The organism is Nocardia crassostreae (genome assembly GCF_001613405.1).
Lineage (GTDB): Bacteria > Actinomycetota > Actinomycetes > Mycobacteriales > Mycobacteriaceae > Nocardia > Nocardia crassostreae.
In genome coordinates, this window is the sequence record NZ_BDCH01000029.1 from 188,669 (window position 1) to 204,692 (window position 16,024).

Annotated in this window: 15 protein-coding genes; 11 read left to right on the forward strand and 4 right to left on the reverse strand. The window is 69.0% G+C overall.

What is annotated here, in order from left to right; genetic code table 11:
• The first annotated feature begins 28 nt into the window (after positions 1-28).
• The 6 genes from NC4_RS29225 to NC4_RS29250 all read left to right on the forward strand — a co-directional run bounded on the left by NC4_RS29225 (position 29) and on the right by NC4_RS29250 (position 7,697).
• Positions 29-1,552, forward strand: coding sequence for a DUF4419 domain-containing protein (locus tag NC4_RS29225; protein ID WP_067544572.1), 1,524 nt, complete (start codon positions 29-31; stop codon positions 1,550-1,552).
• Positions 1,553-1,913: 361 nt separating this feature from the next.
• Positions 1,914-2,936 carry a winged helix-turn-helix domain-containing protein gene (locus tag NC4_RS29230; protein WP_067544574.1) on the forward strand — a complete coding sequence of 341 codons (1,023 nt, stop codon included), beginning with the start codon at positions 1,914-1,916 and terminating at the stop codon, positions 2,934-2,936.
• A 218-nt stretch (positions 2,937-3,154) separates the two neighbouring features.
• A complete protein-coding gene (locus NC4_RS29235; protein ID WP_067544576.1) occupies positions 3,155-4,375 on the forward strand; it encodes a cysteine desulfurase family protein in 1,221 nt (406 codons plus the stop codon).
• Positions 4,376-5,497, forward strand: a complete 1,122-nt coding sequence (gene mnmA, locus NC4_RS29240; protein ID WP_067544578.1) for a tRNA 2-thiouridine(34) synthase MnmA — start codon at positions 4,376-4,378, stop codon at positions 5,495-5,497.
• 213 nt (positions 5,498-5,710) lie between these two features.
• Positions 5,711-6,757, forward strand: coding sequence for a methionine synthase (locus tag NC4_RS29245; protein WP_245721996.1), 1,047 nt, complete (start codon positions 5,711-5,713; stop codon positions 6,755-6,757).
• A gap of 100 nt (positions 6,758-6,857) precedes the next feature.
• Positions 6,858-7,697, forward strand: coding sequence for an SAM-dependent methyltransferase (locus tag NC4_RS29250; RefSeq protein WP_067544580.1), 840 nt, complete (start codon positions 6,858-6,860; stop codon positions 7,695-7,697).
• Positions 7,698-8,343: 646 nt separating this feature from the next.
• On the opposite strand, the gene NC4_RS41855 is transcribed toward NC4_RS29250, so the two are convergent.
• Positions 8,344-9,132 (reverse strand): aminotransferase-like domain-containing protein, encoded by a 789-nt coding sequence (locus tag NC4_RS41855; RefSeq protein ID WP_218021319.1) that lies wholly within the window; start codon positions 9,130-9,132, stop codon positions 8,344-8,346.
• Between the two features lie 78 nt (positions 9,133-9,210).
• Between NC4_RS41855 and NC4_RS29260 the strand changes: the two genes are divergently transcribed.
• Positions 9,211-9,531 carry a cupin domain-containing protein gene (locus NC4_RS29260; RefSeq protein ID WP_067544582.1) on the forward strand — a complete coding sequence of 107 codons (321 nt, stop codon included), beginning with the start codon at positions 9,211-9,213 and terminating at the stop codon, positions 9,529-9,531.
• A 39-nt stretch (positions 9,532-9,570) separates the two neighbouring features.
• Here NC4_RS29260 and NC4_RS29265 read toward each other — a convergent pair whose 3' ends face one another.
• Positions 9,571-10,365 carry an ArsR/SmtB family transcription factor gene (locus NC4_RS29265; protein ID WP_067544584.1) on the reverse strand — a complete coding sequence of 265 codons (795 nt, stop codon included), beginning with the start codon at positions 10,363-10,365 and terminating at the stop codon, positions 9,571-9,573.
• A gap of 161 nt (positions 10,366-10,526) precedes the next feature.
• Here NC4_RS29265 and NC4_RS29270 point away from each other — a divergent pair, with 161 nt between their 5' ends.
• A complete protein-coding gene (locus tag NC4_RS29270) occupies positions 10,527-11,318 on the forward strand; it encodes an AAA family ATPase (protein ID WP_245721997.1) in 792 nt (263 codons plus the stop codon).
• A gap of 16 nt (positions 11,319-11,334) precedes the next feature.
• Positions 11,335-11,706: a hypothetical protein gene (locus NC4_RS29275; RefSeq protein ID WP_067544587.1), complete on the forward strand. Its 372-nt coding sequence runs from the start codon at positions 11,335-11,337 to the stop codon at positions 11,704-11,706.
• A 4-nt stretch (positions 11,707-11,710) separates the two neighbouring features.
• On the opposite strand, the gene NC4_RS29280 is transcribed toward NC4_RS29275, so the two are convergent.
• Entirely contained in the window at positions 11,711-12,130 is a 420-nt protein-coding gene (locus NC4_RS29280; protein ID WP_067544589.1) for a PPOX class F420-dependent oxidoreductase, read from the reverse strand.
• Positions 12,131-12,431: 301 nt separating this feature from the next.
• Here NC4_RS29280 and ligA point away from each other — a divergent pair, with 301 nt between their 5' ends.
• Together ligA and NC4_RS29290 are read left to right on the forward strand one after the other, a co-directional pair.
• Complete coding sequence (ligA, locus tag NC4_RS29285; RefSeq protein WP_067544591.1) at positions 12,432-14,522, forward strand: NAD-dependent DNA ligase LigA; 2,091 nt, start codon at positions 12,432-12,434, stop codon at positions 14,520-14,522.
• A gap of 104 nt (positions 14,523-14,626) precedes the next feature.
• Positions 14,627-15,124 carry a GNAT family N-acetyltransferase gene (locus NC4_RS29290; protein ID WP_067544823.1) on the forward strand — a complete coding sequence of 166 codons (498 nt, stop codon included), beginning with the start codon at positions 14,627-14,629 and terminating at the stop codon, positions 15,122-15,124.
• An 81-nt stretch (positions 15,125-15,205) separates the two neighbouring features.
• Here NC4_RS29290 and NC4_RS29295 read toward each other — a convergent pair whose 3' ends face one another.
• Positions 15,206-15,856, reverse strand: a complete 651-nt coding sequence (locus NC4_RS29295; RefSeq protein ID WP_067544593.1) for an ACT domain-containing protein — start codon at positions 15,854-15,856, stop codon at positions 15,206-15,208.
• Between the last annotated feature and the right edge of the window lie 168 nt (positions 15,857-16,024).

The following is a 16,024-nucleotide window of genomic DNA, read 5'->3' on the forward strand; positions in this document are numbered from 1 at the left end:
GATTTTCCGGGCGGCATAGGATCGCGCGATGGTGGTTTTCGGGGTGGACGACGTAACCCCCGCAGTCGATGCCCTGCCCGTCCAGCCGATCGGCGAGCTGTACGGGGAGGCGTTGGCGATCGGTGGCGATCCGACCATGCCGGTGCTGGTCCCGGATGGCGTGCACCCGTTGCTGAGCGCGGTCGGGCGCGCGTTCGCCGATCATCGTCCGCTGGTGCTGACCCCGGATGCCGTGTGGCTGACCATCATCCAGGGAGTCGCACAGAATATTCGTTTGCGCGCAACGGAATTGCGGGCCGATCTGGTGGATCATTCCGGTCGCAAAACGCTCGCCGTGACCGTTGACGGGCCGATGCCGCAGGATTCGGAATCGTGGCAGCAACTGGTGGGGATGTTCCACAAGCTGCTGGAGGCCGAGGCCCGGTCCACCGATCTGTTCGACTGCGACTTCTCCACCAGCACCGAGATCGAGGGCATGGCGGGGCGTGTCGTGGCGCTCGACGCGTACTCGCCGTACTTCTCCTATCTGCTGGTGTGCGTGTGCGGCATCCCGGCGATCACGCTGACCGGAACGGTGGAGGACTGGCGGAAGATCCGCGCGCGGATCGACACTCTCACCGAACTCGGATTGGAATCCTGGCGTCGTTCGCTGGCGCCCATTGCCGATCAATTCGTCCGCGCCGCCGCCGGTGATGTGGATACCGCGTTCTGGCAACGCATCTACAACCCGGTCGACGCCTACGGCGGCGAGGTGATCACCGGCTGGATCGCCCGGTTCTATCCGTACCTGCGCGCCACGGGCACGATCGAGCGCCCGAATCCGTTGCTGGAGTTGCCGATCGACGAACCCCGCGATATCACCGTCGACGGCTGGGACTACCACGGTCCGGGCATCCGCAGCGACAGTGTGCCCGCCACCCTGTCGCGCGTCACCGTCCGAGTCGACGACCGGGTGCGCGGCGTCGCCACCGCGGTCGCGCTGCATGCCGGTCTGGTGGGGATCGCACAAGACGACGACGGCGCGCTGCGCCCGATCGCGGGCTGGCATCTCACCGCGGCGGCCGTCGAGATCGACGATGTGATCGATCGCATCATCCGCGAGCACGACGCGAGCCCGCCGCAGCCGAACGAGCACGATCTGCTCCACGAGGCCGCCTGCGCCGATGTCATCGCCCTCTACCGCAGAATCGGCGCCGCGACCCTCTTCGACGGCGCCTGGCGAATAGTCCCTTCCGCCGAACGCCGCACCGCCTACTTCGGCGCCGACCACGACACGATCGTGACCATGATCGATCTCCCGGACGGACGCAGCATCGCGGCGGTCGACCATTTCGACTTCCACACCCAGACCACCCACTGGATCGTCTGCCGCCTCGAGGAGGCCGAGCAGCCCGGCTCGTTCCCCGCGCGGACGACCTACCGCCTGAGTGAACCGCCCAGCGAAGTCCCGGTCTACGGCACCTCGCTCGCCCGGCTGCTCGACGCGGCACTGGACACCGGCGGCGATATCGCCCATCTCGAAACCGGGCGGCTCGCCCGGCCGACCCGCTGATCGCCTCCGCCACCCGGATGTTTAGGCCACAGCCTAACGTTGATGCGGTGGCGCGTTACCTCTTCCTACGCTCGGCGGCGGGAGCGAAAGAGGAGGTAGCACAGCATGAACGGAGTGGTTGCCCAGCGCGGTGCCCAGCCCGGCGCGGTACTGACCCGGCTGGCCGAGGCAGTGAGCGGGGCGGTGGCTGGGGTACGGGGCCGGGAGCAAGGCCGCACGGAGCCGACGCGTCGGATTCCGCGGAGATCGGTGCAGGACACGTTGATGCGGCTGGATCCTCTGACCGCGGCGCACGGGCGCGGCGCGCGATGAGCCGGGGTAGCCTTGGGCGCTACCGGTTTTCGGCGGGACGGGGGAGATCGTGAAGCAGGTCCATCTCACCACCGACGATTTGCTGCGCGTCCGGATCGGCGCGCCGCTCGGGGCGCTCGGCGAGACGATCATGGCGACCCGAGCGGTCCGGCGCAACGGCCTGGCGGTGTTCGACGGCTGGGCGGGCTCGGTGCGGCGCGTCCTCCCGGCCGACTTCGGCGTGCTGGCCGATCTCATCCATCCCGACGACTGCTTCGTCGATCTCATCACTCCGACCCGCGGCGCGCGAACCATGTCCGAGGGCATCACCGCCCTGCGGCTGGCGTCCCGCGACGAGTTGCGCCGCGAAATCCAATGCGCGGTCGACAAACAACGGGAACTGGGCCGCGGCCCGATTCCCGCCTGGGCCGCGAATATTCCGGACCGCGACGGCGCCGCACTCGGCATGGTCGCTGCGGCCGTGGAGTCGTTCCACACGGTCGCCTTCGACGGCCGCTGGGCGCACATCCACTCCTTCCTCGAGGTGACCGCCGAGCGCTGGGCTCGAACTATGGCCAACGAAGGAGTGGAGGCCCTCTTCGCGGCCCTCACCCCGCATGTCCGCTGGCGTGCCCCGGTTCTCGAGATCCACAAACCGCGCATCTGCCGCGATCTGCACCTGCGCGGCCGCGGCCTGGTGATCGTGCCTTCCCTGTTCGTGGGGCCCGAGCCGATCCTCCTGGAATCATCGGTCGATCCGGATCCGCCCGTGAACCTGATCGTCCCCGCCCTGCGCAATATCGGCGATTTCGCCGCCGCCTGGGGCCCGCGCGCCCCCAACGACGCCCTCAACGCCCTCCTCGGCCGCACCCGCGCCGCCGCCCTGCAAACCATCGCCGACGGCTGCACCACCACCGAACTGGCCCGCCGCCTCGGCGTCTCCGGCGCCACCGCCAGCGAACACGCCTCGATCCTCCGCGAAGCGGGCCTGATCGCCAGCCTCCGCCACCGCAACACCATGCGCCACCACCTCACCACCCTGGGCGCCGCCCTCCTGGACGGCGACCTCGACAGCGGCGTCCGCATCGCCTGACCCGCCCCGGCCATCCCGGGCACTGGCGGTGGTCTGCGCGGCCGCCTCGCCGAATCCTGGGCGCCAACGGTGAACCGCACCCGCGCCGGGATCGTGCATCAGCATACGGAAGAGATTGGGTCGGTCGCGTCGCTGTGTGCTCGGGAAGTGGGCTTTCGATGGGGGGGCGGGTACGGCGGGAATATCGGCGAGACGGCGGCGGCTATCCTTTACTGGTCATGAAGTCGGCTTTCCCGGGTCCGGTCGGTGCCCAGACGGTCTACCTCGATCACGCGGCCACGACACCCATGTTCCCGGTCGCCGTCGAGGCGATGTGTGCTGCCTTGGGGACGGCGGGGAATGCGTCTTCGCTGCATGGGTCGGGGCGGGCTGCGCGGCGGGCGTTGGAGGAGGCTCGGGAGTCGATTGCGGCGGGGCTGGGGGCGCGGCCTTCGGAGGTTATTTTCACTTCGGGGGGGACCGAGAGCGACAATCTCGCCGTCAAGGGGATCTACTGGGCGCGGCGGGACGCGGAGCCGGGGCGGACTCGGATTCTGGCCAGTGCGGTGGAGCATCACGCGGTGATCGATACCGTGGAGTGGCTCGAGCAGCACGAGGGCGCGAAGGTCACGTGGCTGGAGGCCGATGCCGAGGGCGTCGTTTCGCCGGGGACGCTGCGGGAGGCGCTGGCCCGGTATGCGGACGAGGTCGCGCTGGTGAGCATCATGTGGGCCAATAACGAGGTCGGCACGGTGCAGCCCGTTCACGAACTCGCGGCGGTGGCACAGGAATTCGATGTGCCCATGCACAGTGACGCGGTGCAGGCGGCGGCGCAGCTGCCGATCGATTTCGGGGCGAGAGGGCTGGCGGCGGCCAGTTTCGCGGGGCACAAGGTCGGTGGGCCGCACGGGGTCGGCGTGCTGCTGTTGGGGCGGCAGGTGGCGGCGGTGCCGCTGCTGCACGGCGGCGGGCACGAGCGGGATCTGCGGTCGGGGACCTCGGATGTGCCGGGGGCCATCGGACTGGCCGCGGCCGTGCGCGAGACCGTGGCCGGATTGCCCGTGCGCACAGCCGAATTGATCCGGCTGCGGGATCGGCTCATCGACGGCGTGCGGGCGTTGGTGCCCGATGCCGTGCTCAATGGCGTGACCGGCGAGCGACGGCTGCCGGGCAACGCCCACTTCACGTTCCCCGGCTGCGAAGGCGATTCGCTGCTCATGCTGCTGGATGCGGCCGGGATCGAATGCTCGACCGGATCGGCCTGCAATGCCGGTGTCGCCGGACCCTCCCATGTGCTGCTGGCCATGGGCGTGGAGCCGCGGCTGGCGCGCGGGTCGCTGCGATTCTCATTGGGACACAACTCGACCGACGCCGATATCGATGCCCTGCTGGCCGCGCTGCCGCAGGTGGTGGAGCGGGCGAAAGCGGCCGGACTGGCCGGAGCGAAGGGAGGCTTCTAGATGCGTGTACTTGCCGCGATGAGTGGTGGCGTGGATTCCGCGGTGGCGGCCGCCCGCGCCGTGGAGGCCGGACACGAGGTGGTCGGCGTGCACCTGGCGCTGTCGCCGACCCCGGGCACGCTGCGCACGGGATCGCGCGGCTGCTGCTCCAAGGAGGACGCGGGGGATGCCCGGCGCGCCGCCGACGTGCTCGGAATCCCGTTCTATGTCTGGGATTTCGCGGACCGGTTCAAGGAAGACGTGATCGACGATTTCGTCGCCGCCTACGCCGCCGGTGAGACCCCCAACCCGTGCCTGCGCTGCAACGAGAAGATCAAGTTCTCGGCCCTGGCCGACCGCGCCGTTGCGCTGGGCTTCGACGCCGTCGTCACCGGGCACTACGCCCGCCTCGAGGACGGTGTGTTGCGCCGCGCCGGGGACGCGGACAAGGACCAGTCCTACGTGCTCGCGGTCCTGAACGCGGATCAGTTGCAGCGCGCCATGTTCCCGGTCGGCGACACCCCCAAGCCGCAGATCCGCGAGGAGGCGGCCGCCCGCGGGCTGGCCGTGGCGAACAAGCCCGACTCCCACGACATCTGCTTCATCCCCTCCGGCGACACCCAGGCCTTCCTGGGCGCGAAGATCGGCATTCGCCCGGGTGCGGTCGTGGACGCCGACGGCACCAAGCTCGGCGACCACAAGGGCGTGCACGAGTTCACCATCGGCCAGCGCAAGGGCCTCGGCCTGCCCGGCCCGGCCGCCGACGGCCTGCCCCGCTACGTCACCGGCATCGACGCCGACTCCGGCACCGTGCACGTCGGCTCCGCCAAGGACCTCGAGGTGTGGACGGTCCTCGCCGACCGCGCCATCTGGACCTCCGGCGTGACCCCCACCGAGCCCGTCGAATGCATCGCCCAGGTCCGCGCCCACGGCGGCACCGCCCCCGCGGTCGCCGAAGCGGTCGGCGACGGCCTGGTCGTCCGCCTCCGCGAGCCCCTCACCGGCGTCGCCCGCGGCCAGGCCGTGGTCCTCTACCGCCCCGACGAGGCGGGCGACGAAGTCCTCGGCAGCGGCACCATCTCCGGCACCGAACGCGAACTCCACGCGCACGCGACCGGCGTCGCCGCCGACCCCACCCGGTGACCCACCCCTCGTACCTTTCTGGACAGACGATCACCGGGAAATGGTGGCGGCATCGGTCGAGTAGGCCCCGCCACCATTTCCCGGTCGACGTTGTTTCGGATTGCGCGGCACGATCGGCCGGACGGACGGTGGCGCGTGCTCCGGGGTTGTGGACGATGGAGATTCGGCCGGGTGCGGGTGGTCCGATGGCGAGTGCGATGCGAGGTGGCGTGAGTGAGTGACGGCGGAGCGGGTTCGGGCGTGCTGCGGGGCGGGATCGCCACCGGCGTCGGGTCCTGGCCCGGAACCGATGCGCGGGAGGCAGCCGCCACCGTGGTCGGCGAGCTGGGAGAGTTGCCCCACCTGGTCGAATTGCCCGGTCGCGGTGTGGGTTCGGATATGGTCGGGCGCGCCTCGGCGCTCCTCGTCGATATGCGATTCGACAGCACTACGCGCGGCTACCGGCTCGCGGTGCGGCCCGGTGCGGTGGCTCGCCGCTCCCACGACCTGCTGCGCACCGATCTCGACGCTCTCGAAGAAGCCTGGGAGACGGCCGGTTTCGCGGGATCCGGCCGACCGGTCAAACTTCAGGCCATCGGCCCGCTTTCCCTCGCCGCCGAGGTGGAGCTGCCGCTCGGGCACCGTGTGATCACCGATTCCGGTGCGCTGCGCGATCTTTCGGAATCCCTCGCGGAGGGGCTCGCCAATCATGCCGCAGAACTCGGCAAGCGCCTCGGCGCGGATGTGCTGGTGCAGTTGGACGAACCCTTGCTGACCGCGATCCTCGACGGCTCTCTGCGCGGGGTCAGCGTCCTGAACACGGTGCGCGCCATGCCCGAACCCGAGGCCCTGCACGTCCTCGACACGGTCGTCACCGCCCAGCCCGGACCGGTCCTGGTCCACACCTGCGCCGCACCCCCGGCCCTCGGCTTCCTCCGCAAGAGCGCCGCCGCCGCGGTCGGCTTCGATATGGCGACCATCGCCACCGCCGACCTCGACCGCATCGGCGAATTGCTCGACGACGGAAAGTATCTGGCCCTGGGCCTGGTGCCGACGACCGCGCCGAGCAAGCCGCTCACCTGGCGCGAGATCGCCGAACCCGGTGTGCGCCTGATGGATCGCCTCGGCTTCCGCCGCCGCCTGCTCGCCGAACAAGTCATCGTCTCCCCGGCCTGTGGCCTCTCGGGCGCCCCGCTGTCCTGGGCCCGCAAAGCCCTGACCCTGGCCTCCGAAACCGCCCACGCCTACGCCGACGAACCCGAATCCCTCACGTTCGACTGAGAATCCGGCAAATCCTTACGTTTGCTCACGAATTGGGTCTACCGTCGATTGCGGCTCGGAGAGCCACCGGGCCGGAGCGGACTCGAACGGGGAGCAATCGATGACCGGAACCCACCCGCAAGCACCCATCGCCGGAGTGGCCATGACCGCCATCGGCGTGGCCGTGATCCGAGCGCGCGAATCCGATCGCCCCGACCGGCTCTACGACGACCCGCTGGCGCGCGTATTCGCCGATGCCGCCGCGCGCAGCTTCGATCCGGCGCGCTGGGAACGACTGGAAGCGCTGGCGGACCAGTTCTACGAGGGCCGCAGCGTCGGTGTGCGGCTCGTCGACGACTCGGTCCGAGCCGCACTCGCCGCGGGCTGCCGCCACATCGTTCTCATCGGCGCCGGATTGGATACCCGCGCCTTCCGGATGGAATGGCCGGAAGGCGTGCGGCTGTTCGAGATCGACCTGCCGGAGTTGTTCGCGTTCAAGGAACCGGTCCTGGCGCAGGCCGGTGCGGCGCCGCGCTGTGAGCGCCGGGTCATCGCGGCCGATCTGCGTGCTGACTGGCCGAAAGAGTTGGTGGCGAATGGTTTCCGGTTCGAGGAGCCCGCCCACTGGATCGATGAGGGCGTGCTGGGTTACCTGGACGAGGATGCCCGCGGCGTGGTCGAGAAGATCACCGAAATCGCAGCGCCGGGAAGCCGTTTCGGATTCGGCCGGTTCGCGGTCGACACGGACAGCGCCCCGTACGTCGAACTGCGCCGCATGGTGTCGGGCGATGCCGCACCACCGCGTTCCCCGGGCGGCCTCGGCCCCGACGCCGAGCAGTGGCTCACGGATATCGGCTGGAGCACCGAATTCCACAGCTGGGACGACCTCGTCGCACCGTACGGCAGGCCGGTGGCCGTTAACGATCCGCGCATCGGAACGATCCGCGCGATTCGTCGCTGACGGGGCCGACATCGTCCGAGTGTAGTGCTCAGACAGCGAGGGGCGGTGAGCCTGGGAGAGGGTGGGCGGGCGGGTCGTAGGTTCGCCAGGCTTCGGCTAGGCGGTGGGCGGTTTTGCGGAGGTCTTCTTCGGGGGCTACGAAGCTGAGGCGGATGTGGTCGTGGCTGTTGCCGGAGGGGTCGAGGCCCGCGCCGGGGAGGAGGGCTATGCCGTGGCGGAGGGCGCGTTGGGCGAAGGAGGTGCCGTCGCCGTGGGGGAGGCGGATCCAGAGGGTTTGGCCGCCGGGGACTTTGGGGATGGTCCAGGTGGGGATGAGGCGGGTGAGGTCGGCGTGTAGGAGGTCGTGGGCTGCTTTGCGCTGGTGGGAGATGCGGTCGCGGATGGTGTCGAGGTGGGGGGGTGGGGGGGGGGAACAGGTGGGCGGCGGCCAGTTGGGCGGGGATGTTGCCGCCGAGGTCGTGGACGGCGCGGAGGCGGGCCAGGCGGTCGATGACGGGGATGAGGGCGCGGACCCAGCCGACTCGCATTCCGCCCCAGATGATTTTGCTCAGGGAGCCGATGGAGATGATGTCGTCGTTGTAGGCGGCCAGGGGTGGGGGCGCGGGGGTGCCGGGGAAGGGCAGTTCGGCCAGGACTTCGTCGTCGATCAGGGGGGGGTTCCGGCGGCTGCGGCGGATTTGACCAGGGCGCGGCGGTGGGCGGCGGGAAGTATTGCGCCGGTGGGGTTGTGGTGGGTGGCGACGACGTAGGCGAGGGCGGCAGGGGCGATCTTGCCCAGGCCGATGGGGGCGGGGACGGGGATCGCGGCGGCGTCGCGGAAGGTTTCCAGTGCGCCTGGATAGGTGGGGGTTTCGACAAGGACGCGGTCGCCGGGGCGCAGGAAGGCGTGGGCGATGAGGGACAGGGCCTGCTGGCCGCCGCCGGTGATGAGGATCTGCGCCGGGTCGGTGGGGACGCCGCGGGAACGGTAGCGATCGGCGATCGCCCTGCGCAGCAAGGGATGTCCGGCGGGGTGGTAGCCGATATCGCCGTCGAGGGCGGCCAGGTCGGGGACCATGCGCTGATAGGCCTCGGCCACCTCGGGCGAGGGCGTGCCGGGCGCCGCGCAGGCCAGGGCGATGATGCCGCTGTCGGGTTCGAGGAGTTGCAGGAAGGCGGGGGAGTGGGTGGTGTCGCGCACCGGCGCGGATTCGGGTCCGGCGACCCGGGTGCCGCTGCCCCGGCGGCGCACCACGCGGCCTTCGACGGTGAGCAGATCGTAGGCGGCGACCACCGTATTGCGGCCCACCGCAAGGGTTTTGGCCAGGGCGCGATCCGGGGGGAGCCCGGTGCCGGGTGGCAGTTCGCCCTCGTCGATCAGGGTGCGCAGGCGGGCGGACAGCAGCACGTACAGCGGGCCGCGACCCGCCGACCAGCGGCCGAGTCGATCGGCCAATTCAATTGGCTCCATATCGGGACCAATTCTGCCGGATTGGCTCTGGGATGGCGAGCTCAGGTTGGCGACGATGAATCCATGAGCAAGGTTTCCATCACCGATACCGTCGCCGCACTGCCCGGCCCCTGGCAGCCGCAGGATCTCGCCCTCGCCAATGACACCGTGGTGCGCGCCGCCCGGCTGCACGGCGAATTCCCCTGGCATCACCACGACGAGGACGAGCTGTTCCTGTGCTGGGACGGGGAATTCCGGATCGAGCTCGGCGATCGCGATCCGGTGACGCTGCGGCGCGGCGATATCTTCGTGGTGCCCAAGGGGGTCCAGCATCGGCCGGTGGCCGAGCAGCCCGCGCACGTGCTGCTGATCGAGTGGCCGGAGACCAAGCAGTACGGAAACTGATATCCGGGGGCGACGGCCCAGTCGTCGCCCCCGCCGTCTCTACTGCTCGGGTGGTTCGGGCATCGTATCCCCGGTCTCCAGTAGCGTTTTCAGATTCGCCAGAATGGCGGGCCAGCCCTCGCGGACGCCCTCCAGCATGCGGCTGCCGGGGGCGAAGCCGTCGTGGACGACGGTCAGCTTCACCATCTCCCCGAGCGGTTCGATCTCGAAGGTCACCTTCGACCGCGGCTCGGTGGACATCTTCTCGAAATCGTCCGCGCTGAAACCGAACTGGTCGGCAAAGGCGCGGTCCACCGAATGCCAGGTGTAGGACAGCAGCCGATAGGGCTCGGACGCCAGGATCACCTGTTCGGGATCCTTGCTGACCCAGCCGGACTGCTCCCACGTCATGGTGGATCCGGTCTTCCAGTCGGTATCGAAGGTCGCGCCCCAGCACCGGTCGGTGAAGGCCGGATCGGTCAGGGCCCGCCACAACTGCTCGGGTGTGGTCTTGATGTATGTGGTGTAGACGAATTCGTCGCTCATGGTCGCGCTCTCCAGTACGGATTTGAGGTCGGCGAGTGCGCGCACCCGCCCGCGGTCGTATCGATTGATCCAGCGGTCGGCGATGGCATTGACGGGTTCGGCATTGAGGTAGTGCAGTTTTTCGCGGCCGTGCCGTCGCGTGGTCACCAGGTTGGCCGCTGCCAGCACGGCCAGGTGTTTGCTCACGGCCTGGCGGGTCATATCGAGCCCGGTGCACAGGTCACGCAGGGTTTGACCGTTCCGCTCGTTGAGGCTGTCGAGCAGCCTGCGGCGGCTGGGATCGGCCAGTGCCTTGAAGACCTCGTCCATCGGATGCCTCGCCCGTGCCCCTTCGCCATAGGCAACCTTGTGGTTGCATATCCGAGAATAGGCAACCGTTGGGTTTCCTGTCAACCGGGGTGTCCGATAGGTGCGAATCGCTTTCCGGCCCGCCGACCGGCAATATGTGCAGGGTGTTGCGTAGTTTCCAAGTGACGAATCACCGCTCACTCGCCGAGCCGCAGGAGTTGCGGCTCACCCGTGGCAACGGCCCGATTGCCACCTCCGTCACCGCCGTCTACGGCGCCGCCGCCACCGGTAAGACCGGCCTGGTCGACGCCCTGGACCGAATGCGCGACGCCGTCCTCAACTCGGTCACCGGCTGGGATCCCTACAGCGGTCCGGTGCGCACCCCGTACCTCGGATTCGCCGACCGCCCTTCGGAATTCGTCGCCCACTTCGTCGCCGAGGGTTGCCCGTACACCTACGGCTTCCGGCTCGGCAATGCCGATGTGCAAGCGGAATGGCTACATTCGCATCCGCACAACCGCAAACGCATCGTCTTCGAACGCGCGGGTGACGATATCCGCATCGGCCCCATGTTCGAGGCCGCCCGAGACGCCCTCTACTCCCGCATGGTCGCCCGCCGCGGCGTCGGCCTGGGCCTGACCCACGAGGGCATCGACACCGCCTTCGATATCGCCGACGAGTCCACGGCCACGCTGGCCATGCTGCGGCTGCTGCCGCCCATGCTCGACGCCCTGGACGCCGGGGGCGTGTTCGCCGTGGACGATATCGCCGCCAATCTGACCCCCGAGGCGGCCGACAGCCTCATTCAGCTGTTCCAGAACCCCGAAACCAATACCCACGGCGCGCAATTGGTCTTCACCACCGCCAACCGCACCCTCATCGATCGCGGCAACGGCCGCTCCCAGGCCACCCGCACCACGGTCTGGCAGGTGCGCCGCACCCCCGACGGCACCTCGGAGCTCACTCCGCAGTGACGCATAGCATGGGCTCATGATGGAGTTCGCGTTCATCCTGTTGATCGGCGGCGCGCTGGTGGCGACGGTCCTGCTGTACCGGCGGGGTCGCAGCGGCGCGCCGATCGCCGCGCCGGAGTCCGGCACCCTGTACGTGACCGGGGTGAGCCCGCGGCCGAACGCGACCGGGGAGCAGTACGTCACCATCAGCGGGAGCATCTCGGGTCCCTCGCTGGTGGCGCACGAGGTGTACGGCCGTTTCGCGTGGGATGTGAACCAGTGGCCGTCGGTGGGTGATCAGATTACAGTCGTCTACCCGGCGGGCAAGCCGGACAACTGGGCCATCGATCACCCCGGTTCGCGGCCGTATTTCGGTTCCCGGCACAGCGATCCGCCGAAACAGTTGTGACCGATCAGGGAAGCGCTCCGTAGGCGCGCGTCGGCGTGATGCTCAGCACGACGCGGCGATCCTCGACCATGGCGCGGCGATAGTCGTCCCAGTCCGGGTGTTCGCCCGACAGCGCGCGGTAGTAGGCGATGAGCTCCTCGACAACAGCGTCGTCGCGTTCGGCGGCCACGGGAGAGAGCGCGGCCTCGCCCTCGATCACCGCGTACGACCAGAAGTCGGGGGCGCTGATGTGCAGCGCGGTCCAGGGATTGCGCGACAGGTTCACATACTTGGCGCGCCCGGCCGTGATGGAGACGCGGATCAGCCCGTCCTCGCCGACCCAATGGTTCACATTGGACTGCTGCGGCAGCCCGTTGCGGCGCAAGGTGGTGAGGACGGAGTTCTGCGTGGAGCGAGCGAAGTCGACTGCTTTGGCGAGGTCCATACACGGTCGAACTCCCTGGGTGGCAGCCCTGTTCCCCGCGTCACAATGGCGAGAGCCGATATCGCCGCGCATGCGCGCCCGGCCGTGGCCCTCGGCCCGGCGCTGCCGTCCGGAGGTCGCTGCCGGACATCGATCCGATCCGCGCGAGCGCCCGCAAGCACCGGGTGTTTCAGCTGGCGGGGCGCGCGGCGTCGTGCCGGGCGATCACCTGCCGACCCGGGCCCCCGCCACCCGCGGAACACGGCGCGAAGTGCGGGAATGTCGCGCATTGGTGTCGGTCCAACCGGCTAGTCTGCCTGTTGTGAGCGAATCGGGCATCGAGATCACCCAGGCCAGTGGGGACGAGCGGGTCGAGTGGCAGCGGCTGGCGGAGGAGGTGCGCGAGCATCAGTTCCGGTACTACGTGCGGGACGCGCCGACCATCTCCGACGGGCAATTCGATGAGCTGTTCGTGAAGCTGGTGGCGCTGGAGGAGGCGCACCCGGACCTGCGGACGCCCGATTCGCCGACCCAGGTGGTCGGCGGCGGCTTCACAACCGAGTTCGCGCCGGTGGATCATCTGGAGCGCATGTACTCCCTGGACAATGTGTTCAACGAGGAGGAGATGCGGGCGTGGATCGCGCGCGTCGAGGCCGAGACCGGGGCGGGCACGCACTTCGTGTGCGAGGTGAAGATCGACGGCGTCGCGCTCAATCTGGTGTACGAGGACGGGAAGCTGGTGCGCGGCGCGACCCGCGGCGACGGGCGCACGGGTGAGGACGTCACGCTGAATGCCCGCACCATCGAGGACATTCCGCACGAGCTCACCGGAACCGCCGAATTCCCGGTGCCGAAACTCCTCGAGGTGCGCGGCGAAGCGTTCATGACGCTCGCCGACTTCGAGAACCTCAATGCTTCGATCGTCGCGGAAGGCAAAGCGCCGTACGCGAATCCGCGCAATACCGCGGCGGGCTCGCTGCGGCAGAAGGATCCGGCGGTCACGGCCCGGCGGCGGTTGAAGATGATCTGCCACGGCTTCGGCCGCCTGGAAGGCTTTGCGCCGCAATCGCAATACGAGGCCTACCGGGCGCTCGCGGCGTGGGGGCTGCCGGTCTCGGCGCATACGGTGCAGGCGCAGGGCGCGGACGCGGTGATCGATCGCATCAGCTACTGGGGCGAGCACCGCCACGATATCGAGCACGAGATCGACGGCCAGGTCGTCAAGGTCGACGATTTCGCCCTGCAACGGCGGCTGGGCGCCACCTCGCGCGCGCCGCGCTGGGCCATCGCGTACAAGTATTCGCCGGAGGAGGCCACCACCAAACTGCTCGACATTCAGGTGAATGTCGGTCGCACCGGCCGGGTTACGCCGTTCGCGGTCATGGCGCCGGTCACCGTCGCCGGTTCGACCGTCGCCATGGCGACGCTGCACAATGCCGCCGAGGTGCAGCGCAAGGGCGTGCTCATCGGCGATACGGTCACCATTCGCAAGGCCGGTGACGTGATTCCCGAGGTGCTCGGCCCGGTGGTGGATGCGCGCACCGGCGCCGAACGCGCATTCGTCATGCCCACGCACTGCCCCGAGTGCGGTACGGAACTCGCCCCGGAGAAGGAGGGCGACGCCGATATCCGCTGCCCCAATCAGCAGTACTGCCCGGCGCAGTTGCGGGAGCGCGTATTCCATGTGGCGGGACGCGGGGCGTTCGATATCGAGGCGCTGGGTTACCAGGCCGCCATCGATCTGCTGAAGTCCGGGGCCATCGGCGACGAAGGCGATCTGTTCTCCCTCGACGAGAAGAAGCTGCTCGGCACCACCTTGTTCACCAACAAGGCCGGAACCCTCTCGGCCAATGGCAACCGCCTGCTCACGAATCTCGATGCGGCCAAGGACCGTCCGCTGTGGCGGGTGCTGGTCGCGCTGTCCATCCGGCACGTCGGTCCCACCGCGGCCCGCGCGCTGGCCTCGGAATTCCGCAGTATGGACCGCATTCAGGAAGCCTCGATCGAGGAGCTGGCCGCCACCGACGGCGTCGGCCCCACCATTGCCGCAGCGCTGAGCGAATGGCTCACCGTGCCTTGGCATCTGGACATCATCGACAAGTGGCGGGCGGCCGGGGTCCGGATGGAGGACGAGGCCGACGAATCCATCGAGCGCAATCTCGAGGGCCTGTCCATCGTGGTGACCGGTTCGCTGCAGGACTTCACCCGCGACGGGGCGAAGGAGGCCATTCTGGTGCGCGGCGGCAAAGCCTCCGGATCGGTCTCCAAGAAGACCGCCTTCGTGGTCATCGGCGACGCCCCGGGCTCCAAGGCCGCCAAGGCCGAGGAGCTGGGCGTCCCGATTCTCGACGAGGACGGTTTCAAGCGGCTGCTCGTGGACGGCCCGGAGGCCGTCACGCCCCCGGCGGAATAGCTGACCCGGATCTCGACCTAGGGTGGTGGCGAACGCCGGTGCGGAATATCGCACCGGCGTTGCTGTTCGATGATCTGGAAGACGAGGACGACGGGAGGCGGTTCATGAGCGGCGCGGTCGAGATCCGGCAGGCGACCCCCGAGGAGTACGGCGCGGTCGGTGCCCTCACCGTCTACGTCTACGTGGGCGAGGGGTACATCAACCCGCAGAGCGACTACGTTCCGGAACTCGCCGACACCGACACCCGCGCCGAGACCGCGCGCATTCTGGTGGCGGTCCACGAGGGCCGGATCGTCGGCTCGCTCACCCTCGCGACCCCGGGCACGCCGTTCGCCGATATCGCCCGGCCGGGCGAACTCGAGTTCCGCATGCTGGCGGTGGCCAAGTCCGCACGCGGATTGGGCGTCGGTTCCGCTCTGGTCCGCCACGTCATCGACACGGCGCGGGCGGAGAGCTTCGACGCGGTCGTGCTCACCACCATGCCGCTCATGAAGGACGCCCGCCGCATGTACGACCGCCTCGGCTTCACCCATGTGCCGGAACGGGATTGGCTGACCATGGCGGGCACGCCGCTGACCGTCATGCGGATGCCGTTGAACTGAAGAGCATTCCGCGCCGGTGCGCGATGAGCGCACCGACGCGAAACGGCGGCAAGGTGTCACGAGGACACCGGAGTTCGAGGGTTAGCCGAGGACCGTGGCGATGATCCCCGCGAGGTAGCCCAGGCGCGCGACCTCCGACGGCCGGAAGTCCGGCCCGCCCGGGCGGCCCAGCAGCAGGGCCTTCCCGGTGGTGCCCAGCGGCGCGGCGGCCAGCTTGGTGTCCATGTCCCGCCAGAGTTGCGGCACCCAGTCGGCTTCGCCGTCGAGGACCGCGGGCTTCTCCAGCGGCATCCACGGCGCCGAACCCGCCTGGGTCGACGGTGCGCTCTGCGAACCCACCACGCGATAGGCGCCTTGCGGGCCGATATCGATCACGGTGGACCAGCCGACGCGCAGCACGCGCGGCACGCCGTCCACGAGCACTTGCAGCCGATCGTCGCGCGCATTGGCGACCTGATCGATCAGCTCAAGCTCGCGATGGGTATCGAGCATTCCGGAGTACGGCCGCAGCGAATCCACCTGCACGTCGTGCAGCGATTCGGCCGCCGTGATCAAAGTGTCGGGCAAGGCCCCCGGCGGTACCTCCACCACTATGTCGTCGATCGCGAAGCCGTCACCGCGTTCGACCACATCCAGCGAGAGGATGTCCGCGCCCACCGAACCCAGCGCGAGCGCGAGCGAACCGAGACTGCCTGGCCGATCCGGAAGTTGCACGCGAAGCAAGTAAGACACGTGCCTTCCTTTCTCTTTTTCTCTCGAGCGACCGAAACCTTGGGGTGGATACCCGGCTTCGCCAATACTTACACCCTTGGTAGCCGGTTATCGAATCGAAGCAACCAGAGTGACCCGAGCCACTTACCGAATGGTTACCTATCGGGGCTGGACAGTCCAGTCACGGAC